The organism is Marinomonas algicola (genome assembly GCF_014805825.1).
Taxonomy (GTDB): Bacteria; Pseudomonadota; Gammaproteobacteria; order Pseudomonadales; family Marinomonadaceae; genus Marinomonas; species Marinomonas algicola.
This window is the reverse complement of sequence record NZ_CP061941.1, coordinates 551,851-578,330: the sequence shown is the minus strand read 5'-3', so window position 1 is coordinate 578,330 and position 26,480 is coordinate 551,851. Positions and strand designations below refer to the sequence as shown.

General features: G+C 45.5%; 17 protein-coding genes. 9 read left to right on the top strand and 8 right to left on the bottom strand.

The window, feature by feature from the left end:
- Positions 1-30: 30 nt before the first annotated feature.
- From IEZ33_RS02625 to IEZ33_RS02615, 3 genes are read right to left on the bottom strand one after another with little or no spacing between them, the layout of a single operon-like run.
- Complete coding sequence (locus IEZ33_RS02625) at positions 31-1,221, bottom strand: type IV pilus secretin PilQ (RefSeq protein WP_191602183.1); 1,191 nt, start codon at positions 1,219-1,221, stop codon at positions 31-33.
- Positions 1,221-2,099 (bottom strand): hypothetical protein, encoded by an 879-nt coding sequence (locus IEZ33_RS02620; RefSeq protein WP_191602182.1) that lies wholly within the window; start codon positions 2,097-2,099, stop codon positions 1,221-1,223. Before IEZ33_RS02620 ends, IEZ33_RS02625 begins: the two co-directional genes overlap by 1 nt.
- Positions 2,029-3,105, bottom strand: coding sequence for a hypothetical protein (locus IEZ33_RS02615; RefSeq protein WP_191602181.1), 1,077 nt, complete (start codon positions 3,103-3,105; stop codon positions 2,029-2,031). The genes IEZ33_RS02620 and IEZ33_RS02615 overlap by 71 nt, the downstream gene beginning before the upstream one ends.
- 179 nt (positions 3,106-3,284) lie before the next feature.
- Here IEZ33_RS02615 and IEZ33_RS02610 point away from each other — a divergent pair, with 179 nt between their 5' ends.
- From IEZ33_RS02610 to IEZ33_RS02580, 7 genes are all read left to right on the top strand, one after another.
- Positions 3,285-5,807, top strand: coding sequence for a penicillin-binding protein 1A (locus tag IEZ33_RS02610; protein ID WP_191602180.1), 2,523 nt, complete (start codon positions 3,285-3,287; stop codon positions 5,805-5,807).
- Positions 5,808-6,009: 202 nt separating this feature from the next.
- Entirely contained in the window at positions 6,010-6,738 is a 729-nt protein-coding gene (locus tag IEZ33_RS02605; RefSeq protein WP_191602179.1) for an aspartyl/asparaginyl beta-hydroxylase domain-containing protein, read from the top strand.
- Positions 6,735-7,142 (top strand): hypothetical protein, encoded by a 408-nt coding sequence (locus IEZ33_RS02600; protein ID WP_191602178.1) that lies wholly within the window; start codon positions 6,735-6,737, stop codon positions 7,140-7,142. Before IEZ33_RS02605 ends, IEZ33_RS02600 begins: the two co-directional genes overlap by 4 nt.
- A complete protein-coding gene (locus IEZ33_RS02595; protein ID WP_191602177.1) occupies positions 7,036-7,782 on the top strand; it encodes an SAM-dependent methyltransferase in 747 nt (248 codons plus the stop codon). Before IEZ33_RS02600 ends, IEZ33_RS02595 begins: the two co-directional genes overlap by 107 nt.
- 66 nt (positions 7,783-7,848) lie before the next feature.
- Positions 7,849-8,103, top strand: coding sequence for a hypothetical protein (locus tag IEZ33_RS02590; protein ID WP_191602176.1), 255 nt, complete (start codon positions 7,849-7,851; stop codon positions 8,101-8,103).
- A 438-nt stretch (positions 8,104-8,541) separates the two neighbouring features.
- The gene (locus tag IEZ33_RS02585; RefSeq protein WP_191602175.1) at positions 8,542-9,783 is read left to right on the top strand and encodes an SAM-dependent methyltransferase; all 1,242 of its coding nucleotides are present in this window, start codon (positions 8,542-8,544) and stop codon (positions 9,781-9,783) included.
- Between the two features lie 12 nt (positions 9,784-9,795).
- On the top strand, positions 9,796-10,731 hold the full coding sequence (locus tag IEZ33_RS02580) for a methionyl-tRNA formyltransferase (protein ID WP_191602174.1): 936 nt from the start codon (positions 9,796-9,798) through the stop codon (positions 10,729-10,731).
- A 93-nt stretch (positions 10,732-10,824) separates the two neighbouring features.
- Here IEZ33_RS02580 and IEZ33_RS02575 read toward each other — a convergent pair whose 3' ends face one another.
- Positions 10,825-11,445: a phage tail protein gene (locus IEZ33_RS02575; RefSeq protein ID WP_191602173.1), complete on the bottom strand. Its 621-nt coding sequence runs from the start codon at positions 11,443-11,445 to the stop codon at positions 10,825-10,827.
- A gap of 61 nt (positions 11,446-11,506) precedes the next feature.
- Positions 11,507-12,127: a phage tail protein gene (locus IEZ33_RS02570; RefSeq protein ID WP_191602172.1), complete on the bottom strand. Its 621-nt coding sequence runs from the start codon at positions 12,125-12,127 to the stop codon at positions 11,507-11,509.
- 270 nt (positions 12,128-12,397) lie between these two features.
- Between IEZ33_RS02570 and IEZ33_RS02565 the strand changes: the two genes are divergently transcribed.
- A complete protein-coding gene (locus tag IEZ33_RS02565; RefSeq protein WP_191602171.1) occupies positions 12,398-20,848 on the top strand; it encodes an Ig-like domain-containing protein in 8,451 nt (2,816 codons plus the stop codon).
- Between the two features lie 564 nt (positions 20,849-21,412).
- On the opposite strand, the gene IEZ33_RS02560 is transcribed toward IEZ33_RS02565, so the two are convergent.
- From IEZ33_RS02560 to rpmE, 3 genes are all read right to left on the bottom strand, one after another.
- Entirely contained in the window at positions 21,413-22,675 is a 1,263-nt protein-coding gene (locus tag IEZ33_RS02560; protein ID WP_191602170.1) for a malic enzyme-like NAD(P)-binding protein, read from the bottom strand.
- A gap of 175 nt (positions 22,676-22,850) precedes the next feature.
- Positions 22,851-23,609: a thermonuclease family protein gene (locus IEZ33_RS02555; protein WP_240009611.1), complete on the bottom strand. Its 759-nt coding sequence runs from the start codon at positions 23,607-23,609 to the stop codon at positions 22,851-22,853.
- A 14-nt stretch (positions 23,610-23,623) separates the two neighbouring features.
- The gene (gene rpmE / locus IEZ33_RS02550) at positions 23,624-23,839 is read right to left on the bottom strand and encodes a 50S ribosomal protein L31 (RefSeq protein ID WP_191602168.1); all 216 of its coding nucleotides are present in this window, start codon (positions 23,837-23,839) and stop codon (positions 23,624-23,626) included.
- Positions 23,840-24,194: 355 nt separating this feature from the next.
- Between rpmE and IEZ33_RS02545 the strand changes: the two genes are divergently transcribed.
- A complete protein-coding gene (locus tag IEZ33_RS02545; RefSeq protein WP_191602167.1) occupies positions 24,195-26,435 on the top strand; it encodes a primosomal protein N' in 2,241 nt (746 codons plus the stop codon).
- Positions 26,436-26,480 lie beyond the last annotated feature (45 nt).

Below are 26,480 nucleotides of genomic sequence, written 5' to 3'. Positions count from 1 at the left end.
TATTGATATTTAGCGGATTTAGGCTTACACCTAGTTAGTTGTCATTTGTAGCAGCTTTGGAGTAATAAATACAAGTAATTCCACTTTTTCTTGTCGCTCAATGCGTCTTTTAAAGAGTCCACCCAATAAAGGTAAGTCGCCCAACAGAGGCACTTTACTTTCACTGATCAAGTTTTCATCTCTAAAGATACCACCCAACACCAAGGTTTCTTGATCCACTACAACAACCTGCGTTTTAATGCGATTTGTTTCTAAACTCGGTATACCATTAACTAAATCACCTACAGCATCTTGGTGAATGGTTAAGTTTAGCTGTATTTTATCACCGTCTTTCACAAATGGGGTAACTTCTAACATTAAACCCACTTGTTTAAACTCAACGCTAACCGCATCGTCTTCATGTGTCTGATACGGCACCTCTGTTCCCGATTCAATTCGGGCCGCGTGCCCTTCGGCCGTCACGATTTTTGGCTCAGAAATAATATTAGCGCGACCTTCACTCTCAAGTAGATCCAAAGTCAGTGCTAATATTTTCTCCCCTTTTGTCAATGCAAAGGTAAAAGCACCTGAAGCCTCTAAGGCACCTAGATCAATCGCACCGCCAAAACCTGATTCAATCAGGGTATTGGCTGTTTGCGTTTCCCAATTCACCCCAAACTGAGATTGCGCATTGCCTCTTACTTGCGCAATTCGAGCGCTGATTTCAATTTGTCGCAGAGGACTGTCTAACCAACGTACAACACGCATTAGCTCTTCTTTTGATTGGCAGTTTATGGCTATTAAGGAATTTGTACGCTCATCAATACTGACGCTCATTTTAGGAAAAAGCGTTTTTAGGTGGCCACCGACTTTTTCGGCTTTAGCGTGTTCTAATGACACGAAATGCGTTACACAAGAGTCGGATTGCACGGATGCGGATGTTGACTGCGTTGCAACAGTCGTCTTGGCTAGAAGAGCGGTTTTACCTTGCCATGTTAATTCAAGACCTTGCTTTTCTGAAACGATCTGTAAAAACTCACGCCAACTGGTGTCGTATAAAACCAAACTCAGCCTCCCAGATATATCTGGGCTCATGACGAGACTCTCGCCGGCTTCATTAGCAAGCCACGGCAATACCTCATTTATTTCTCGATCATTGATTTGGACGTCTAGGGCAAACACGGTACGACTCAGTACTATCCAGAAAATAACTGTCAAATAACGGAAAAAATGCAAGACCATTAGATATTCTCTCCTTTAAGCTGATGGCGTAAAAACACAAAGACTGTTTTTCCATTTAAATATTCCAACTCTATTTTATGTTTATCAATGGACACCACACTGGCCAATACATCTGGTAGCCAATCGCCCACACCTACCGATACGCTGTGGCCATCAATAACCAATAAGCTCCGCCATGTGTGCTGCGTAAACGCACTCCCCACCAGCTGAATGTCATCTGAAAAAGTAGCATCGGGGTAAAAAGCAAAAGGATAAAATGACTGAGCCAATCGATTAGCGGTATTTTTTATAATCTGCAACCTCAGCGTACCTTCAACCGCCTTATGATCGACACGCCGCCACCGCATGGCGACGGGAAAAAAATGGGCGAATTCATCCAGTTGATTCAAGGCGACACGCCACTCTTGATCCTCTGCTGTGCCTTCTATTTCCAAACACAATGAGAGCAAATGCGCCTTTCCTATAACCGGCGACTCTTCTTTTGAACGGTTATCGTTCAAGGATTGATTTATAGGTTTTTGACCTAACGGAAAGGGATGATCGCATGACACTTTTATCCATTTCCAACTAAGCCAATCATACTGTTTTAATGACTCAGGAAAGTAATCGCCTGCCAATAGTCGATTTTGAAAGACCAGCTTGGTTTGCGCGCGTTCTATTTTCAGATGCGTTTTTTGCGCATCTTGCCAAAGGGTTACCGCACTGCCACCCCAAAGACACAGTTGTAATAAAATGAGTAACCCAACGTTTGCGTACGTTAACGGCGCATTTTGCAGAATACGCTCGACTAGCTGTGTATCTAGCCTCCTATAAAGACGCTTGTTTGCCTGTCTCTTTCCCGATAGCTTTCCCTGTAACCTTGCCCGTAATAATGGCATGCTGCACCTCCTGTGCTTGGTTATTATTGTATTGACGCATTTTATCTTTTTTAAGCGTGCCTAAGTCTGGTAAATAACGCATACGCCACTCAACCTTAGGCCATTTTTTTTGCCATTCAATAAGCAAATCCTTTAGTCTGTCATTCCCACCAGAGACAGTTAAAAGCATTTGCTGTTGATCAAATTCAAAGGTCGTTACCTTTATATGTAATGGAATAGCCAACAACGCCGCCCGCAAATCCCTAAAACCAACCAAGGTACTCGGAGGAGGAGCCAACGTTTGGAATTGTGACCTAGCGTTCTCAACCACACGTACAGCCGCCGCTTGTTGTTGATTAAGAAAATACAAGGAAACAGAGCCAATCAAGGCCAAGACAAGACTCGCACTCATGCACTGTTTCGCTAATTGAAACTGCTTCTGCTGCTGCCATTTCAATGGTTTATACGCTTCAATTTCCAACAAGGTATCGAGTGACTTTTCTGAATAAACCGCATTTACATCATATAAGTAAACACTCACTAATTCGATTTGATCACAAATATCGGCCACTCTGGTTATCCACTCCATAGCGCAGCCGTAAATATCAAAGAGATCCTCCTCGTCGGAGTCTACCGCTTTATAGCCATAATACAGTTTCTCAGGAGCCAATCGGATTTTTTCAGACACCAAAGACAAACTTGCCAATGAAAGTAAGTAATTACTGCCTATCTTAGGTAGATTTTCTCTAACATGAACAAGCCAATGAACAGGGATGAGAAGAGCGCATTTTTTAATTTTTCGACCGTCTAAACGATAGCGTTCTGGCCAGTTTTTTTCCAACGCCACGACACTGTCTATAAAAGACCGCTGTCTCATTTCGTCACTTAGTAAGGCACTTTGATTTGGTTCGTTATCCCCCATATTACTGAATAAAATAGAACCTGATTGTTTCACTTGTTTATACGTCAGTAAGCGAAAACCTGACTCTGACAAGATCAAAAGTCCATGAGAAGGCGAAAGTTTCATAGTTCATCCTTGAGCTATTAACACTGTTTTATACAACGTCTATACCGAATTCATCTAGTTTATACGACGGTTAATTCGACATTACAAAAAGATAACATGAATTGACGAAAAGTTAAGCACCTTAACAAGCAAGAATTCGCTATAATAGCGCTTTCATTTTTACCTGTAGTCGAACTGATATGCTAAAGACCATTAAAATACTGTTTATTCTTGGATTGCTAGGCGCGTTATCCGCCGCCGCCATCACATACGGTATTTACCAAAGCGTTAAAGATAAAATTCCAACGGTAGAAGAACTCAGAGAGATTGAACTGCAAGTTCCCCTGAGAATTTACACGGCCGATCATAAATTAATTGGAGAGTTTGGCGAAAAACGTCGCACACCAATTTCCTATGATGAAATCCCTCCCTTGCTTGAAGCGGCCATTCTATCGGCCGAAGACACAAATTTTTATCATCATCCAGGGGTGGATGTGTTTGGTTTAGGTCGAGCCGTTCTTCAACTCATAACCACCGGGGAAAAACAAGGCGGCGGCAGTACTATTACCATGCAGGTTGCCCGCAATTACTTTTTATCGTTTGAGCAGACTTTTACCCGTAAATTTACCGAAATATTCATCTCTTTAAAAATGGAACAAGAGCTCAGCAAACAAGAAATACTTGAGCTTTATATGAATAAGATTTACCTAGGGAAACGGGCCTACGGTTTCCAAGCGGCGGCGCAAGTGTATTACGACAAACGCTTAGACGAGTTAAACCTAGCGCAATTGGCCATGATAGCAGGGCTACCAAAGGCCCCCTCTCGCTATAACCCGATTGCCAACCCATCCAGAGCATTGATTCGCCGAAACTGGATTCTACAACGCATGTTGACGCTTGGAAAAATCGATAAAGACAGCTATCAGGAGGCCGTTGAATCCCCTATTACCGCCCTCAATTATGGCATTCGCTCAGACATCGAAGCCAACTACGTAGCGGAAATGGTGCGCTCTGACCTATATAAAACCTTTGGTGATGCGCTTTATGAAGCGGGTCTTTCGGTTTATACAACAATCGACTCACGTAAACAAATTGCCGCCAATAAAGCCATAGAAAATGGCCTCGCAGAATACGATGAAAGGCACGGCTACAGAGGTGCTGTCGTCACCAGAACAGATCTCATTGATGCCACTCAAGAAGAACAGCTGGATGCCCTATCAGATATTCCCACTGTTGGCCAATGGACTCCAGCGCTTGTGTTAAAACTTGAAGATCAGTCCGCCTTAATTCGCCTACCTTCTGGAGAAAGGCACACGCTACCTTGGGAAGCGTTAAGCTGGGCAAGACCTTATATTGATCACAGTCGCCGTGGAAGCGCACCCAAGAAAGCCAATGACATAGTCGTCGAAGGCGATATCCTTTATGTTAAACCCGACCCCGAACTGACATGGAAACTGTCGCAAATTCCAGAGGTTCAAAGTGCGTTGGTATCTTTAAACTCACACAACGGGCAAATTGAAGCTTTGGTCGGTGGGCTGAACTTTTTCCAGAATAAATTCAACCGCGTTACCCAATCAAAACGTCAACCTGGTTCTAGCTTTAAACCTTTCATCTATACCAGTGCACTGACCCAAGGCTACAGTGCGGCCAGTATCATAAATGACGCCCCTGTTGTCTTTAATGATCCAAACCTGGCTACCGCATGGAGACCGACCAACGACGGAGGCAAGTTTTATGGCCCAACACGGTTGCGACAAGCGCTTTATCGTTCACAAAACATTGTCTCAGTTCGCCTGTTAGATGAAATGGGAGTTAGACCAACGTTAACGTTTTTAAAGCGGTTTGGCTTTGACCCAAATGAACTGCCAAATAACCTCTCATTGTCTCTTGGCAGTGCTAACGTTTCTCCGATGCAAATTGCCAAAGGCTATGCCGTCTTATCAAACGGAGGCTATCAAATAGAACCTTACTTAATTGATCGAGTAGAAGGTCGAGAAGGCGAAGAGCTATACCAAGCCAAGCCAACGACCGTTTGTACGGATTGCACACTAGTAGAAGTCAGTATAGACGACCTATTAGCCAGCGAACAATCTCAAGAAAGCAACGCACAAGAAGCCAACGCTCAAGCAGACAAAAGTCAACATCAGGTAGACAACCGCCAGATGGGCGTATTTGAATCAGCCGATGGTGACAAAATCTTACCCATAGCGCCTTTAGTGATTGACCCTGAAGTAAACTACATCATTTACGACATGATGCGCGATGTTATTAAATACGGTACGGGACGTAGAGCTCGGGTTCTGAAGCGTGATGACATTGCCGGTAAAACGGGTACCACAAATGATGGTCGTGACGCTTGGTTTTCTGGTTTTAATGGTGACACGGTAACAACTGTGTGGAGTGGTTTTGACAACTCCAGTGAACTCGGGCGCGGAGAATGGGGCGGTTCAGTTTCACTTCCTACCTGGATTGATTATATGAGAGTGGCACTCGATGGCACTCAACCCTCTTATATCAAGAAGCCTTCGAGCTTAATCACAGTGCGTATCGACCCAACGACCGGAGAAAGAGCCCTGCCCGGCCAGAAGAACGCCATCTTTGAAATATTCAGAAAACAAAATGTTCCTGCTTTTCGAACCTCACCGTCACCCACATCGGATGACAAAAATGGAGCAAACACCTCAAACAAGCATCAAGATACCGTACTAGAGGATTTGTTCTAAGCTTTACCAAAAAACGAATAAGCCGTGTCTTTCCCTTAATTTCTCAACTATATTATTACGCTGAGCGATTAAGGAAAAGTCGGTTAACGCAACAAGAAGCCTCTTTTACACCACGTTCCTAGACTCACTTTATTCCTTTTTATCAATTGCTCATATAACACTCAGCCAACACACAGACCTGTATTTTACTGAGACGCATTTTATGACTGACGCTTTTCACAAATTACCCTTAATGTTTGATCAACAAAGATTGACCGCCGACCTCAATACTATTTTGGAGAGGCCTTGGCTTGATCATGTGAATAACAGCGTTCACAACGGAGAATGGAATGTGCTGCCCTTACGGTCTGTTGATGGCGGCCTCGATAATGGCGCCGTGGTGGAGAGCGACCCAGAACGTTATCAGAACACAGCGTATTTAGAGCAATGCGATTATTTTCAAGAGATATTAACAAGCCTAAACTGCACACTGGTTTCAGCCCGATTAATGCGATTAAAAGCGGGAGGAAAGATACGCCGTCATAACGATAACAGCCTCAGCTTTGAAGACGGTTGCGCACGACTGCACATTCCCATCCAAACGCATCAGCAGGTGACCTTCCACATAAACGATCATCCCATTCACTTTGCCGTTGGTGAATGCTGGTATATGAACGCGAATTACTTCCATCAGGTGGAAAACAACAGCCCCATCGACAGAGTGCATTTAGTCATTGACTGCATGGTCAACAACTGGCTGAAAACGTTATTTTTTAACTCGGGGTATGAAACGACAGCAATCGATCACCCCTATGGATCGGCGGGAATAAACGATGATAATGTATGGCAAATCATAGACCAACTCATCCATCTCAACACGCCAACCGCTAACGAAATGGCTCAGAGTCTACAAACAAAATGGCAACAAAATAAAAGGACAAAAAACACATGAAACAGGCCGTGAATCACCTTATAGATCAAATAATACAATCCAGCCATCAAGCGTTGAATGCAAATAAACCATGTGTCGATCACCTTGTCTCCTACTTTTGCGATGCCACAAAAATTGATCTGCACCCTGATTTTTTTGTCGATGAAAATGCCACCAGAACACCAAAAGGTAAAGCCGTTTCCATGACCACCGCCGCACAATGTGCAGAGGAGTTCTTACGCACACAGGTCTTCATAAGAGGCGTTCATCAAGCCATTGAAGATCAGTTAGCCCAACACCAAAAAGTCAACTTACTCTATGGCGGAACCGGCCCGTTCGGACTGCTGGTTCTGCCGTTACTGCATCGATTTTCAACCCCAAGAGCTGCAAATCACCTTATTGGACATCCACCAAGAATCGCTTGATAGATTAGACCTTATTATTCAAGCATTAGACGTATCAGATTACATCAAAACAATTCAATGTACGGATATTTTGAAATGGGACGTGCCCATAAAAGAATACGACATCGTAGTCTCTGAAACCATGATGGCAATGCTGATGAATGAACCTCAAGTATCCATTTTTAGGCACCTTATTCCCGCACTAAAAGACACCGGATGCCTTGTGCCACAACAAGTTGTGTTAGACACTTGGTTAATCCCCAACAGTAAAGACGCTCAACCACACCATATTGGCAACGTCTTTACTCTCTCAAGAGACACCGCGAAAGCACTGAGTCAACAAGAGGTCCCCCATATTAAATCGTCCTTTACTATTCCGTTTTATGAAGGGCATTCAGCCGATTTACGCCACACAACGCACATTCAAGCCTATGGCGAACATTGGCTCACCGACAACCAATGTTCACTAAATTTGCCGCTCACCATGGCCAATGCCGATCCAGAACCCAATGCTACCTTGACCGCAACCTACCATTTTACCGATTTTCCATGTTTTTCATTTGATTACCCAAAACACAAAAATCACATAAAAGAAAACAGTCTTTTACCTGACCACTTGGATACTAATGCCTTAGCACTACCCTATCTAAAAAGACTCTAGCACCGGGTACAATCAGATAAAAGAGGACACAAAAAGGCTACGCAAGCCAAAAAAGAGGAATGGGCATTGAGTTTAAAGTGCTTTGATATCCTACAACTTGGATTAGAACCAACGATGCAAGCCCTGTACTCAAGCGCAACAGAAAAAGACTTTACGGACTACATTCTCCAGCAAAACCAAGGCACTATTTCAGAGGAACAACGCGATACACTTGAGAAATGCGTTCATCACTGCATTAATGCGAACACGCAAATAGAGGGACCGATCGACTCGGTATTGACCCAAGAGCAATGGCAATGTTGGGAAGCGAATGGTTTCTAAGGATAGAGGCTACTTCAACCCACCCCAGAAACAAAAATTATCTATATCAATCAGTAAGACTCCATTAAATAGTTTCTCTCCCCATAGGCTTAATGTCAGAGAAGAAAGTGATTCTTTTAATCAAAGAAAATCAATATGATACTTGATAGCCTTTTCCCTAAAAGTATTAATACTGGCTCCACATAATATTGTTCCATCCATTCATACCATCTATTTAAAAATCATACAAACCACGATCATATAAATAAGAAATCGCTTAACATTCGATCTCTATTTAAAATAAATTATTAAATAAATTAGCATTGAATTTAAAATTAATTCTCTTTTTAATTAACAACTAGTTTCAGTTCCCAATTGTAAATTTATACGGTAACCTCAGATTAATACTGTCTAATCTTTTTATTTTATTCTATTAAGCACGCTAAATGGATTCAAATCATGAATAAAAACCCGTTATCACAAGCCCAACTTACCAGCACAATGGTCAGCAGCATTGACCCTCAATTACAGCAATTACTTAATCAATCCATTAGAGATCAGCTCACCCCAAAAGCCGACATCCGTACCGACAAGATCGCGCTCAGTCTAAGCGCATTAACACAAGGCTTATTTGACCATTTACCCCACGATGAATTGGTCAGCTTATTTACAGATTCGTTTACTGAGCTGCACGCACTTTACCAAGAGTCAGAACTCACCGAGGCCGAAATCGAAACCTCTTACATTAATGCCACAGGGCTAGTGATGGCCGTAAAAGATTGCATTAATACCGTAAAAGACATTTATCGAGTCAAAGCCTTTGTAAATGGTTTGCATCAAGCAATTGAATTCGCCAACGGCAAAAACAACCAAGACACATTGCACATTGTTTACCCTGCTTGCGGCCCGTTTGCCCCATTACTTTTACCCTTAATCGCGCATTACCATACAACAAACAACAATGAACACAACACACGCCAGAATAGGCTAAAAATCACCTTGATTGACATTCAACCTGGAGCCATAAAAGTACTGCAAAACCTAGTGTCTAAAATGGGCATTGAGGAGTACATTCAAGACATTCTATGTATGGACATAATGGACTACCAACCAGATCATGCAATCGATATTTTAGTGATGGAAGCGTTTCAGCACGGCCTCAGCCGAGAAGGTCATTTGCATTTTGCCCATCATTTAGCGAAATACCTTGCTGAAGACGCCATTTTATTACCCGAAAAGCTCACAGTGACGGCTTTCTTAAATTCAGGACAAGACGAATACTGCGACCAATGGGAAGGCCAAGAACGCGCCCATTCTGACTTTTTATCAGACGCCTCGTTGAGCAATAGAGTGATCTTAGGGGAGGTGTTCTCATTAGACATCAGCACCCTCAAAAAAATGAAGGCCATCCCCTTTGGAGAGAATTTTAATTTACTCGAAGGTCAACAGGTGCAAATTCCCCATTCAGAGGGATTAGACAAAAAAGCCCTTATGCTTTCTGCTACCGCAACCATTTTTAATAAAGAGAACATTAACGAATACGACTCAGGTATTTCCCACCCTAAAATAGACACTTCCATTTGCATCAACTTCAAGCCTAAAACCCCCGAACCAGACGATCTCTTGGTTAACAGTGGCGACAGATTAAAGTTCTATTATAAACTGACAGGTGCCCCTGGTTTTATTGCCACGCTAGCCTAAAGGAGAAAGGCCATGTCATTACGTATTACCTTGTTTGCATCTGGATTATCCATCATTCCACTGGCCAATTTTTTACACTCTCAAGGGAAGCTTGCAGGCGTCGTATTCATGGGGGATCAGCCTCAAGAAGAAGCTCAGGCTAAATATCATTTAGCGCAAGCTCAAATTAACACGCTGTCCTTTGCTCAAGAGACTAAAAAAGGCGAGCTGGCTCTCGCGGCGACCATTGATACATGGCAAAGCAACCTAGGTGCCGTGTTTTGTTGCGGGAAGAAAATCCCCATGCCGCTGACAACTCTTTTTCAATACAAAATGATTAATATACATGCAGGCGCTTTACCTGAGTACCGCGGTGCTAATCCTATTTTTTGGCATATTTATAATGGCGAAAAGCAACTCACCGTAACGCTACATTACCTAGAAGACACCCTTGATACAGGTGACATCATTGCTCAGTCAACCTTTGAAATAAAACCGTACGACAACCCGAATACCTTGTTCCATAAAACGTTACAACAATGTCCGGTTCTTATTGACGATTTAGAGAATCAACGGCAACAGCAAGGCGGTTTCTCAAGACAACCGCAAGAAGGCACGCCGACTTATAGCGCACCAAAAGTACAGGAACATGATCTAGTGTTAAATTGGGCAACATTGTCCGCTCAGGCACTCTGTAATCAAGTGAGAGCATGCACTCTACAAGGAGGAGCGCGCTTCACCATGGGTCAAGAACAAGTGCAATTAATTGAAGCCAACGTCAGCACCTTACCCACTTATAATGTAAAAGCGGGCACCATTATCAGAGTGTCTCAAGAAAACAACCTAATCGTGGCGTTATCCAACAACCAATCGGTAGAATTGTCTATTGTAGCAAACCAATACGGTGTTTTTAGTGGTTACCGGTTTGCGCAGTTGGCAAAACTTTCTGCAGGTACAGAGCTACATTAATTAAAAAAATACGGCCTCTAATCCAGAGAGCCGTATTCTGAGAACGCCTTTAACCACTACAGTGACTTATTTACACATCACATTAGACAAAGGTTAATTACGGCTAGGAAAAATCCCCTGCATAGCAATAGAGTAGTTTATGGCCAAAAATGGTTGCAAAATAGGAAAGTATTGACCACCGCCAGTATTAGCAATCATTAATTCGTGACTGTTAAACCCTCCGCCAATCACCCCACCAATCGACACTGTACCGGCCGCCGTCGCGGCCGCGTCGTCCACATACAAATTGCCCTCAGGTGCAGTACCAAAACTATTACCCGGCATGCCAATATAATCACCTGCGGAAGGCGTCTGGTGCCCACCTTGCACTTTCGCCACATTCACGGCTGCACCAGAACCTGTGCCGCCAGAATAAGTATGATTATGTGTATGTGAGGGTAAATTTAGACTCGTTAAGGTTCTGGTTTCACTCCCTCCCCTCTCTCCCCATGAATAATTTGAAAGGCCAGGTCCATGCCCCATACCAACAGACGCTCGCCCTCTAAGATCAGGCAAACCAAACGAGGTACGGCCATCGCCACCATAAGTGGTACCAAGCAAAGAGAACAAAGCCGAGTTTTGAGAAATCGCTAATAACTGACCCTGACAAAGCGCCCAGCCCCTTGGCGCAAAATTAAATCCGAAAGTATTAATGCTACCTAGAAAAGCATCCATAAAATAACCCCTTAAAAATACGATAATCTTTAAAAACGAAAGAAAAAAGAGAAAACAATGATTAGTTACGACTAGGATAAATCCCAAAAAGCGCAATAGAATCATTATTCACTAAGAATGGCTGCACAATAGAAAAAGACTCATTTCCTCCGGTTGGCTCAATAGTCAACGCACTATTGTCAAACCCCCCACCTATCACACCACCTATCGGCACAATGCCAGCGTTACCGGCCGCGGCGGAGTCCACATATAAGTTCCCTTCTGGTGCAGTGCCAAAACTATTACCTGGCATTCCAATATAATCGCCTGCTGAAGGCATCTGGTGCCCACCTTGCACTTTCGCTACATTCACGACCGCACCACTAGCGGTTCCGCCAGAATAAATAGGGTAGTGTGTATGTGAAGGCATCTCTGCCGACGTCAAAGACATTTTTTCATTTCCAGCAGACTCTCCTATAAAATAGTGTGAAAGGCCTGGTCCTTGCCCCATGCCGACGGCGGACCGCCCTCTAAGATCAGGTAAAGCATACGTTGTGCGACCGTCACCACCATAAGAGGTCCCAAGTAAAGAAAATAACGCGGTATTACTCTGAATGCTTTCAATTTGTCCGTTACACAGTGCCCAACTGCGTGGATTAAAATTAAAACCAAAAACCTGAATAGAACCAATAAATACGTCCATACTTTCTCCATTTTTGTCTAAAATTTTAGTCATAAAAAAATTATAATAACTACTACCACCTTTATATAAACAAAATAAATAAAATATTCAATTACACGGAATTACACAAAAGAAAAATTAAAAAATCGAACCTATTATGAGCACTTCACCCTCATTTTTTAAAAAATACAGCTACAATTATTTAATAATAAGAGTTAAAGTTCAGTACAGATTTTAACACCAGATTTTAGATAAGTATTTCAAAAAAAATTTAACACAAAAGGACTGTTTATGGACACTACGCAGCACACCCAACCAAACACATTATCATCAACCACATCCCTAGTAAGACATGCTGTAGTAGTGGATACGTCTGTAGCAGGTTATCAAGACCTGCTTAATGGCATTGATTCTACCGCCCACATCATTTTCTTAGAGCCAAATGCCGGCTTTGAAGGGTTGGCTGCCTCATTAAATGGACTCAAAGACCTTGAGTCCTTGTCCATTCTTTCCCACGGTCAGGCAGGAGAATTACACTTAGCCGGTGATTCGTTGACAATAGATACCTTAGAGGAACACGCCCAAGCGCTGAACAGCCTAAAATCCGTCTTGTCTGAAAATGGCGATTTACTGTTATACGCTTGTAACCTTGCTGAAGGCGCGCTAGGGAAAACATTTTTAGAAGAACTGTCCGCCATTACTGCGGCGGACATTGCGGCCTCAGACGATTTAACGGGCGACACACACAAAGGCGGAGACTGGAATCTAGAGTTTGCGTATGGAAAAATAGATCAATACACAGAACAACCATTCAACGGACTCAACAGTACCTTTTTACACACCCTAGGCCCAGCGGTAGGAACCATCGCTTTTACGAACTCAGAGACAGTAACTAACAATGGATTCATATCACATGACCCGAGCATTACCAATGTTGATGGCATAGGATTTGATGTCTCTATGGATACCACTGGTGGGAATGGGGGCTATATATATGTATCTAATCAAACTGAAGCTCGACATGCTGTATCATCGCCCCCGACCGCCGATGCCACTATTCTGTTTTACGTTCAGAACACTCAGTATAACGAGACTAAGTTTGAGTCTGTAAGCTTTGTGAGTAACGACGGAGAAGAGTTTCAGCTAGATCAATTCGTAATTGGTAATTATACTTTAAACAGTGAAATTATTGTTATCGAAGGTTATCGAGATGGCGTAAAGCTCTCTGCTGCCACAACAAGCCATAATACAAATGATAACAACCTAGGGACCGAAACCAGTGGTAACAAAGTCATTACCTTTGATTCTGATTGGGAGAACATTGATGAGTTCAGAGTATCAATCTCTGGTGGCGTCAACAGTGGAGAAGTAGGCTCGATAGCTTTCGATGACATCGTTATCAGTGCGGCGGTTGCTGGCAATGCCGCACCAGTGATTACGGTGGCCGGTACCACGACCGCGTATGTCGAAAACGCGGCGGCGTTAGCGGTTGACACTAGCCTAACCGTAACCGATTCAGATGGAAATAATTTAGCCTCCGCAACAGTCTCCATCACCAATAATTTTCAGACGGATGCCGATGTTTTGGCCTTTACTAACGACGGTTCAAGCATGGGGAATATTGCCGCCAGTTACGCCAGTGGCACAGGCATCTTAACGCTGACCTCGGCTGGCACAACGGCAACACCGGCCCAGTGGCAAGCCGCTTTACGTTCGGTCACTTATCATAATACGTCAGAAGCCCCCACGACAAATGATCGGACTATTAGTTTTACCGTCAACGACGGCACGACTGACAGTGCCGCCAGCACTCAAACCGTTTCTGTTGCGGCCGTTAATGACATCCCAGTCATTAGTAATCTTAGCGATGGCTCGCCTAACACACCAATTAATGTTTCTGAATATATTGATGTACAAGGCGATTTGGTTGCTGTACTCGATGTAGACAGTGATGATTTTAATGGCGGCTACCTGTTGATTGAACAGACCTCAGGTACAGAGAATGGGTCTTTTTTAAGCGATTTAGATGATACAACTTTAAAATTCGGCTCTGCAGAGGAGAGTGCTAACGATACACCCTCTGGAGGAGATACCGTTTGGTATTCTGATAGTGGCGCTTTCGTCGACATGGGTACAGTCCATGCCAGCCAAACGGGCCAAGGCAGTACTGATCTACGTATCGACTTTAATAATACAGGGGCCGCATCAAAAAATAGTATAGGGCATCAGGGTATTTTAGCCTATTTACAATACAGTGCGCCTACCCCAGGGGATCGTTCTTTCTCCGTGACAGTAAACGATGGGGATGGTGGTACATCGGCGGCGGCCAGCTTTACGATGCAAGTAATCGATAATATCGCGCCTACTGTGGTCAGTATAGATCGCCAAACGCCAAGTAATGAAATCACCAATGCGGACAGTTTAGTGTGGCGAGTGACGTTCAGCGAAGCCGTTACAAACATTGACAGTGCCGATTTTGCCGTATCCGGTACAACGGGCACGGTAACCAATGTGACGTCAGCAGGTGGAAATGCTTATGATGTCACGGTTTCTGGCGGCGACCTTGTTTCTTATAATGGTAATGTCACTCTTAGCTTTGCCGGGGGGCAAGACATTACCGACACGGCCAGCACGCCTAACGCCCTGACCGCAACGACGCCAACTGGCACGAATAACGCCGACTTTACACTGGACAATCTGATATCAGCCCCAACCATTGACTTGTCGAGTAGCTCAGATTCTGGCTCATCAGATACAGATAACATCACCAACGACACCACACCCACGCTAACAGGTACCGCGGAAGCCAATGCCACCGTCACCCTGTACGATGATGGCTCTACTACATTAGGCTCGGTTACGGCCGACGGTTCAGGCAATTGGTCAATCACATCCAGTACATTAACGGAGGGTGACCACACCTTAACCACCAAAGCCACGGACGCCGCGGGTAATACCTCAGTCGCTTCATCAGGATTAACGGTCACCATCGACACCGCGGCACCAAGTGCGCCATCGGTAGCCGATCTTGCTGACGCCTCCGATTCTGGCACGTCAAATAGTGACAACATCACCAACGACACCACAGCCACGCTAACAGGTACCACGGAAGCCAATGCCACCGTCACCCTGTTCGATACCAACGGCGTCACCTCATTGGGCTCAGTTACCGCCGACGGTTCAGGCAATTGGTCAATCACATCCAGTACATTAACGGAGGGTAACCACACCTTAACCACCAAAGCCACGGACGCCGCGGGCAATACCTCAGTCGCTTCATCAGGGTTAACGGTCACCATCGACACCGCCGCGCCAAGTGCGCCATCGGTAGCCGATCTTGCTGATGCTTCCGATTCTGGCTCGTCGAATAGTGACAACATCACCAGCACCACTACGCCCACACTGACAGGCACCGCCGAAGCAGGCGCCAGCGTCACTCTGTACGATACCAACGGCGTCACCTCATTGGGCTCAGTTACCGCCGACGGTTCAGGCAATTGGTCAATCACATCCAGTACATTAACGGAGGGTAACCACACCTTAACCACCAAAGCCACGGACGCCGCGGGCAATGTCAGCGTCGCCTCATCGGCCTTAACCGTCACCATCGACACGGCCGCACCAAATGCGCCGTCGGTAGCAGACCTTGCTGACGCCTCCGATTCTGGCTCGTCGAACAGTGACAACATCACCAGCGACACCACACCCACGGTGACAGGAACAGCGGAAGCAGGCGCTAGTGTTACCCTGTACGATACGGACGGCACGACCTCATTGAGCTCGGTGACGGCTGATGGTTCAGGCAATTGGTCGATCACATCCAGTGCCTTAACAGACGGTGCACACACCCTAACCACCAAAGCCACCGATGCCGCGGGCAATGTCAGCGTCGCCTCATCGGCCTTAACCGTCACCATCGACACGGCCGCACCAAATGCGCCGTCGGTAGCGGATCTGGATTCGACTTCCGATTCTGGTTCATTAAATACAGATAACATCACCAGCACCACCACGCCTACGGTGTCAGGAACCGCGGAAGCCAATGCGACCGTCACTCTGTACGATACGGACGGCACGTCCTCATTGGGCTCGGTGACGGCTGATGGTTCAGGCAATTGGTCGATCACATCCAGTGCCTTAACAGACGGTGCACACACCTTAACCACCAAAGCCACGGATGCCGCTGGCAATGTCAGCGTCGCCTCATCGGCCTTAACCGTCACCATCGACACGGCCGCACCAAATGCGCCGTCGGTGGCGGATCTTGCAGACGCCTCCGATTCTGGCTCGTCGAACAGTGACAACATCACGAGCGACACCACACCCACGGTGACAGGAACTGCGGAAGCAGGCGCTAGCGTTACCCTGTACGATACGGATGGCACCACTTCATTAGGCTCGGTAACCGCCGATGGTTCAGGCAATTGGTCGATCACATCCAGTACCTTAACAGACGGTGCACACACCTTAACCACCAAAGCCACGGATGCCGCGGGCAATGTCAGCGTCGCCTCATCGGCCTTAACCGTCACCATCGACACCGCCGCACCAAATGCGCCGTCGGTAGCGGATCTGGATTCGACTTCCGATTCTGGTTCATTAAATACAGATAACATCACCAGCACCACCACGCCTACGGTGTCAGGAACCGCGGAAGCCAATGCGACCGTCACTCTGTACGATACGGACGGCACGTCCTCATTGGGCTCGGTGACGGCTGATGGTTCAGGCAATTGGTCGATCACATCCAGTGCCTTAACAGACGGTGCACACACCTTAACCACCAAAGCCACCGATGCCGCGGGCAATGTCAGCGTCGCCTCATCGGCCTTAACCGTCACCATCGACACGGCCGCACCAAATGCGCCGTCGGTGGCGGATCTTGCAGACGTCTCCGATTCTGGCTCGTCGAACAGTGACAACATCACGAGCGACACCACACCCACGGTGACAGGAACTGCGGAAGCAGGCGCTAGCGTTACCCTGTACGATACGGATGGCACCACCTCATTGGGCTCGGTGACGGCTGATGGTTCAGGCAATTGGTCGATCACATCCAGTGCCTTAACAGACGGTGCACACACCTTAACCACCAAAGCCACGGATGCCGCTGGCAATACCTCAGTCGCCTCATCAGGATTAACGGTCACCATCGACACCGCCGCGCCAAGTGCGCCGTCGGTAGCAGACCTTGCTGACGCCTCCGATTCTGGCTCGTCGAACAGTGACAACATCACCAGCGACACCACACCCACGGTGACAGGAACAGCGGAAGCAGGCGCTAGCGTTACCCTGTACGATACGGATGGCACCACTTCATTAGGCTCGGTAACCGCCGATGGTTCAGGCAATTGGTCGATCACATCCAGTACCTTAACAGACGGTGCACACACCTTAACCACCAAAGCCACGGATGCCGCGGGCAATGTCAGCGTCGCCTCATCGGCCTTAACCGTCACCATCGACACCACGAATCCAACGGTGGCCATTACGAGCGGTTCACTCGCTTATACGGAGAATGATTTAGCAGCGGCGATTGACAGTGTGATGACATTAACCGAAGCAGGAAGCTCAGGCTCTTCTGTATTAACCGTACAAATTTCTGCCAACGCCGAAGCATCTGATACTCTGTCCCTAGCAACAGGAACAACAACTGGCATTAACATCAACGGTACTGATTTGCGCTCAGATACCACCAATATAGGGACAGTAACCACCTCAAGCGTTACCAGCAACACGGTATGGACGCTAGCATTCCTATCATCAGCAACGGAGGCAGATATTCAAAATGTGCTGCAGGCGATTCGCTACCACAGTGCATCAGATAACCCAAGCACCTTGGATCGTACGGTGACCTTTAATGTAACCGATGGAGCAGGAAACCAAACTTCAGACACTCGAAGCATTGAGGTTTCAGCCGTGAATGACGCACCAACGGTCACAGGAACACCAAGCGACATTTCCGTCACAGAAGACGTGACGGGAAATGTGGATCTTTCTTTCTTTGAGTTTGCCGATCTAGAAGGAGATAACATCACAGTCACTTTAGACCTCTCAGCGGGTAGCTTCTCGGCACCTACTGACGGCGCCTCTATTGGCAGTGGTGTTACTGAGGTCTTAATCAGCAGCACTCAAATTACCCTAGAAGGCTCAGCCGCTGACATCAATACCTACTTGGATACCGCCAGCAATATCCAATACACAGGAGAGAGTAATGTCAATGGTGGTAATGCGGCAGCCATTACCGTCAGCGCCTCCGATGGTATCGACGGCTTAGCGGCCAATCAAACGGTGAATATTGATATTATCGCCGTCAACGATGCACCCGAAGGGACTGATAAGTCCGTTTCTATTATTGGCTTACAAGCGCATACCTTTGCCGCCTCTGACTTTACCTTAACCGATGAGGAAAACGACGGATTATCTGGTGTACGCATTGATGTGCAGTCGCTAGACAGCGGTCTACTAACACTGTCAGGCGTCACCGTAACCGACGGACAGATTATTAATCTCGCCGATTTAGGCAATTTAGTGTATGCGCCTACCGCGTTTGGTAATGATGCTTTCACCTTTAGTGTGATTGATGACTCAGGTTCAATAAATACAATAGATACAACGCCGAATACCTTTTCGTTTGGTGTAACACCTGTACCAGAAACACCAACGACACCAGCCGCGCCGCCAGCGGATGCTGTCCTTGTTGATGGCGCATTTGTTAGCTCTTCCACAGAAGAAGATGAAGACGGCAGTGCCATTGAGATACTCTCAATTTTCCCTGTTAACGAAGACCGTCCGGATACGGACTCGACCACAACGTTAGCCGATGTGCCTCTGCACTTTTCGGATGAGTCGGGCAATGTGGTGGTCACCACCGTGAGTTTACCTACGGGTATCGGTATCAAAGCTCGAACGAATGAAACAGCAAAAGTTAAAAACACTGAAAAAGTCCTTGTTAGTCTAATCAATGTTGCAGCAGCAAACAGTGAGGAATCTGATAAAGATAACTTTATGGCCTCAGCACAAGATTTTTTAAACAATTCTGCGGAAAGTGGTAATCAAATATGGGTGAATGAAATAACCTTTGAATTGGGTGTGAACCAAACATCGGGAGGTAAATCCATAAAAGTAACAGGGAACGCCAACCCTGACCATACTGAAGCGCTCGTCATTGATGCCCGTCAACTGTCGCCTGGCACCATATTGGATCTCAGCGACATTGAATTTGCTGTCATAGTCGGCAGCGGTATTCAAGTCCGCGGTGGTGCGGGTAATAACGTGGTCTTCGCAGGCGCGGGTAACCAAGATATTATCCTCGGTGCGGAAGACGATGAACTGCACGCTGGTGACGGCAATGACCTTGTCGGCTCCAAAGGCGGTGACGATGTCTTATTCGGGGACGCGGGCAACGATACCGTCGTTGGTGGCACGGGTAACGACACCTTAAATGGCGGCACCGGTGATGACGTACTGCAAGGCGGCCAACAAAGCAAAGGAGAATTCACCTTTAGCTTAACAGCCGATGGCAAAATACAAACCACCTACATACCTGATGATGCTGACTTCTCTGATTTAGGCGCGGTATCGGCGTCATTCACCGGCGATTGGTATACTCGACCTGTGTACATCATCGAAGGCGAAGCGCTTGCGGTTGATACCTCTCAAGCAAACGTCGCTAACTTTGAACAGGGTAACTTCGTATTACAAGGCAACCAAGACTATGCCTTCTTAGCCTCGGATGTCGCGCGTTTAAAAGCCATTGCGGTCTTATATACAGCGGTCGTTGGGCAATTGCCGACCCTTGCCGAGTTAAATGATTTTGCATCGGGCCAACACAATGTGGATCAATTAGCGGCTCTGGCACTGGATTTTTGGCAAGCTAAGTCAGGTTTTACCGATCAAACCGACGTGCAAACGCAAGTCAGCGGCCTACTGAATGCCATGTGGGGAGCCAATAACGTCACCCAGCAAGACATCAACAATGCGGTGAATCAGGTGAATAGCGGCACAACACTGGAATCCTGGTTAGTGCAATTAGTCGATAACAGCAAATCGACGGCCTTGATTGCCGATAACAACGGTAACTTACAACTGGCTCAAACCCTTGATGTAACCGAAAGCGGTTTAATGCCAGACGCAGGCGAAGACATACTCAACGGCGGTGAAGGCAATGATACCTTGATAGGCGGACACGGCAGCGACATCCTTAACGGTGGCGCCGGCATCGATACAGCGCAGCAATTTAGAGCCTCCACCGATTACCAAACTCTCTTAACCTCTGACGGCAAAATCACCTTGGTGTATACAGATAAAGCCTATGTGGAAACGGATACCCTGAACAGCGTTGAAGTGGTTACCTTCTCGGACACCACTGAGAACTTCGCCGCCACAAACTTATCCGCCTACACACTGAAATACCTTGCCGCCCTGAAACAACTGGTGGCTGGAGAAAGCGTTACTTTAGAGGAGTTAAGTCAGTATCAAGAAAGTGGCCTCACTCTGTTTGGTCAAGCTCAAGCGCTGATGGCATCAGAGCAATACCAAGCCAAATGGGGGGCATTGGATAATAGAAGCTTTGTGGAGCAAGTATCCAACGCGGTGATCGAGACACCGCTGAACGAAACCGAAGTGGATTACTGGACATCAAGGCTGGATACGAACCTATCGAGGGAAGACGGTTTTGTACTCTTGACGGGGATGCCAAGCTATCAAGACGAAGTCGTGGGTGAAGGCATAATGATTTAAACCTACGCGTTTCCATACACCGTATTGTCGGCCTGTAGGTCGCGGCTTTAGCCCGACAATACGTTTCCCCCCCCCAACAACCCGTTGAAATGGTTAGCAATTGTTGCGCTAAAGCACAACCTACTTTTCGCTTGCTTTAGCCTGGCAATACGTTGATATAACTGATTATTGTTGCGCTAAAGCACAACCTTTTCGCGTGATTTAACCCGATAAGACCTTGATATTACTGACTATTGCTGCGTCCTGTAGGTCGGCCTTCAGGCCGACAAGACATTGACATTACTGACTATTGTTGCGCTAAAGCACAATCTACTTTTCGCTTGATTTAACCCGATAAGACATTGATATTGCTGATCATTGCTGCGCTAAAGCTCAACCAACTTTTCACTTGGTTTAACCCAACAATACTTATATCCACACACTATATTGTCGACCTGAAGACAGATCTAAGCGCCATTCATGTCGGAGGTTAAACAACTATTTCATCTCGGCGAACCAATATGTACCCACAAAAAAAGGAGAGCCGAGGCTCTCCTTTTTTACACAGACTTTTGTATACACCAATTAGAAACGATCTAGATTTTCTAAAGGGTAAAAGTCTGGGTATGGTAGTGTCGCAACGCCAGTATCTACTGCCGCTTGAGCGACCGCTGCGGAGACAATCGTTAGCAAACGAGAATCCATTGGTTTAGGCAAGATGTATTCTTTACCAAAAGACAGTGCACCACCACCGTAGGCTTCAACAACGTCTGCAGGCGCCGCTTCTTTAGCAAGATCTTTCAATGCATGCACAGCAGCTACTTTCATTTCTTCGTTTATCTTAGTTGCACGAACGTCTAACGCACCACGGAAAATAAACGGAAAGCCCAGAACGTTATTCACTTGGTTTGGATAATCAGAACGACCTGTTGCCATAATCAAATCATCACGTACTGAGTGCGCTAATGCTGGACTGATTTCTGGGTCAGGGTTTGAACAAGCAAAAACAACTGGATTAGCTGACATTTTTTTCAACTGATCCCCTGACAACAAATCTGGACCAGAGACACCGATGAACACGTCTGCACCTTCCATTGCGTCATCTAATGTACGGGCATCCGTCTCAATGGCAAACATCGCTTTAAATTGGTTCAAGTCGTCACGGCCTGAATGAATCACACCTTTACGATCCAATACATAGATGTTTTCACGCTGAGCACCACACGCAATAATCAGTTTCATGCATGCTGTTGCCGCTGCGCCAGCACCAAGACACACTATTTTAGCGTCTTCGATGTTTTTGTTCTGCAATTCCAATGCATTCAACAAACCGGCCGCCGTTACAATAGCGGTACCATGTTGATCATCGTGGAATACTGGAATACTGCAGCGCTCAATTAATTGGCGTTCAATTTCAAAACATTCTGGTGCTTTAATGTCTTCTAAGTTAATGCCGCCATAGGTGTTCGCTATACGAGCAACCGTATCAATAAAGGCTTGTGGACTTTCTGACTCTACTTCCACATCAACAGAGTTAATACCAGCAAAGCGTTTAAACAACACTCCCTTACCTTCCATTACAGGTTTACTGGCCAATGGACCAATGTTTCCAAGACCAAGCACCGCTGATCCGTCTGTAATAACAGCAACTAAGTTTCCTTTACCTGTATATCGATAAACGTCTTCTGGGTTCTTTGCAATTTCACGGCATGGTTCAGCGACACCTGGGCTGTAGGCCAGTGATAAGTCACCTGCCGTTGCTGTAGGCTTAGTAATAGTTGAACTTAGTTTGCCTGGAACCGGATGCTCATGGTAATCCAGAGCAGCTTGCTTCATATCTTCTGCCATTTTGATGTTTCCGTTTATTATTTGTTTGTTAATTTAGTGAAAAATTGCCGTACAATGCTTTGTAACGTACAAAATAATACTATTCTTTGCTTCACTCGTACCAGAGTAATTGAAAAGCGAGTCTCTTTAAAGAGATGCCTTCGATCAACTGGATCCCAACTTACGAAGCTTATTATTATTCAGCGGGAATCAAATCGTTTGGGTGCTTAATTTGCCATACCCACTTTGCTTTATCGGGTTGTTTATTCTTACGATAATGCTGCCAACCACGCGCTTCAACTAACTGACCCGCAAGTGAGTATACGTCTTGAGGCGTCCATTGGTTCATAACATATTGAGGAATATTAATGGTTAGATTACGGTTTGTATCTAGCCACCAACCACCCCTATTTCGATAGATAGAAGTAAGTGTTACTCGTGCTATCACAAAGCCAGCTTGTGGCTGCCATTGTAACGCTTGTCCCCACACACCAATACGCTTATCTCGTGCTTGCTTTTCAGATTTTTGTAAGCAGTCTTGATATTGCGTATTTGGAGGAACAGCTATGCGGTAACCCAGTCCCTTAGATAATAACTGACTTGATATTGAAATTCGATGTTTATCAAACAAGTAGTATAAATATCGTCCATAACGATCTTGTTTATCTAATCCAGATTGATAATAAACCGTCCGACCGGACAATTCAGTCAGCGCTTGTGTCGCTTCGATGGCATAAGCGTCATGTTTACCGAATTTATGATCAAGTTCTGGCGTATTAATACCAATTAAGCGGACTTTTCGGCCATCTTTAAAATAAACTGTATCGCCATCTACCACTCTTTTCACTTCGGCTGAGGCTATGTTCCCCTCGGCTAAACAAGAAGAGTGTGAATATGAGGTACAGAGAAATAAAAAAAGCGCCGAGCATAGCTGGCGCTTTTTTAATGAGATCATCAACATTCTTCGAATTATTTCGTAGAACGACGAGCTCCGAAACGTTTGTTGAAACGATCAACACGACCACCCGTGTCCATCATTTTTTGTTGGCCAGTGTAGAATGGGTGACATTGGCTACATACGTCTACGTGAAGGTCTTTACCTAACGTTGTGTTTAGGTTTAATGTGTTGCCACAAGTACAAGTTGCTGTAATTGCTGAGTAGTTAGGATGGATATCTTTTTTCATTTTAATCACCTTATGATTTGGTGTGCCGCCACCTGATCTAGTCTTAAACAAATACCCATTAAATTAATCAGTATCATCTTGTTTAAGAGGCCAAGCACCGCACGATTCGTTGTACAGACATTGTACAGTGGTACCAAGAGGCGCCTATTTTAGGCATGAAATGCCACTCTAGCAACCTTTTTTAATGATAAATACAATTCCTTCCGTAAAGTGAGTATCTAGGGAATAAAAAAGACAGATTATGGACGTATTTACCCAGTCAATATGACAAAACTAACTCACACTAAGACAGTCAGTTAGCGTACACTATTGTATTACTCGCCTTTATTTCTATTCGCTATATCAAGAGGACTGTATGCAAGAACGGCTACTCACCCCAGAACCCTATGTTAAAGTAGCCTTACCCGTCCCAATGAGAACGTTATTTGAATATAAAGTGCCGAAAGCCATCGCATTACGCCACCAACTGCTTCCTGGAATGCGTTTAAAAGTCCCCTTTGGCAAGCAAACCCGATTAGGCATTATTGTTGAACTGTGCCATCAGACAGAATGGGATCCCGAACACGTTAAGCCATTTACCTCGTTACACGATGAATCGCCTATCATGCCTACGGCGATTATGGATTTATGCAACTGGGCCAGCCGCTATTATCATCACCCTATTGGGGAAGTCTTCTTCCATGCCTTGCCAGCACTATTAAGAAAAGGTGAATCCGATACTTTTCGTAGCGAAACCTGGTGGTTACTTACCGAACTCGGTCAAAAAATTGATTTAAGCGAACTAAAAAGAGCCCCGAAACAACTCGCTTTTTTGAACACAGTAAACACGCATCCTAATGGGCTCAGTCCTCATATTATGCGTTTGCATGATTTACAAAACACGACAGCCAAAGCACTTGAAGAGAAAGGGCTTATTCAAAGAGAATTGCGACACTTTAGTAAGAATGTTGAACACCATGGCCATCAGAAACAAGTGCCACCAACCTTAAATAATGAGCAAGCGAGCGCGGTAAATAAGCTCGTACAGTCTCTTGGCCGCTTCAATGTGGCATTACTAGATGGCATTACTGGCAGCGGTAAAACAGAAGTCTATTTACGCCTCATTGAAACCGTTATTAAACAAGACCAACAAGTGTTCCTCTTAGTACCCGAAATTGGCTTAACACCGCAAACCCTTAAGCGCTTTGAAGATCGGTTTACTACAGACATTGTGCTCTTGCATTCGAACATGACCGACAGAGAACGTTTAGACGGTTGGCTAATGGCGCGCTCTGGTAAGGCAAAGGTGATTATCGGTACGAGGTCGTCTATTTTTGTTCCTGCCCCCTATCTGAGCCTAATTATTTTAGATGAGGAGCACGATGCTTCTTATAAACAGCAAGATGGCTTTCGTTTTCACGCAAGGGATTTGGCCTTAATTCGAGCAAAAAGTGTCAATGCCAGTGTTATCCTAGGATCCGCCACGCCTTCTTATGAGAGCTTACATAACGCAGCTCAAAATAAGTTTCAGTGGATTAAACTCAGACAAAGAGCAGGTAGTGCGATCATCCCATCTATGGAGAGAATCGATCTTAGGGGAAAAACGCTTGTTAAAGGTTTTTGTGAAACCACATTAGAGCAAATCAATACTCACCTTAAACGCAAGGAACAGGTGTTGATTTTTTTAAATAGACGCGGGTATGCGCCCACGTTAATGTGCCATGACTGCGGTTGGATTGCGACCTGTCAAAATTGTGACGTGAATTTGACTGTGCATAAGCGAGCGAATAAATTACATTGTCATCATTGTGGCCACCATGAACCGCTCATAAACCAATGTGCAGAATGTCACAGCCATGAAATAGTCACCATAGGCGAAGGAACCGAGCAGGTGGAAACACAGCTGGCCCATCTATTTAAAGACACGCCTGTTCTGAGAATTGATCGTGACAGCACATCTCGTAAAGAGTCTCTCAATAACATCACTCAAAAAATTCATGAGCATGATAAAGCCATCTTGGTAGGCACTCAAATGCTGGCCAAAGGACATCACTTTCCGAATGTCACCTTAGTTGTTGTGATGGACGCTGATGTTGGGTTATTCTCGTCCGACTTTAGAGGCATGGAACGCACGGCTCAATTGATTACTCAAGTAGCAGGAAGAGCGGGACGAGCATCAAAACCTGGGCATGTCCTTTTACAAACCTATCACCCTGAAAACCCGGCAATCGAAAGCTTGTGCACATTAGGCTACGAGTATTTTGCTACTCAAGGTTTACAAGAAAGAAAAACATTAGGCTTACCACCCTATTTGCATCAAGTACTCATACGCAGTGAATCGGTTGATGAGCAACAATCCTACTTATTACTTGAGCAAGTACGCCTAGAAGCCGAACATGTTATTCATCACTTCAATTACCCAATCCAAGTAATGGGACCCTACTCGGCTATTATTGTCCGAAAAGCAGGCCAACACAGATACATTGTCACTTTTAAATCGGAAAATAGAGCACCACTGCATCAACTAATCTCTCAATTAGCAAAATCTTTGGAGCAAAATCCACTTACGCGTAAAGTTCGCTACGCAATTGACGTCGATCCACTGGAAACTTATTGATGCAGGCCTCATAATAAGGCCTATTTCTACAGTACCATTCAGGCA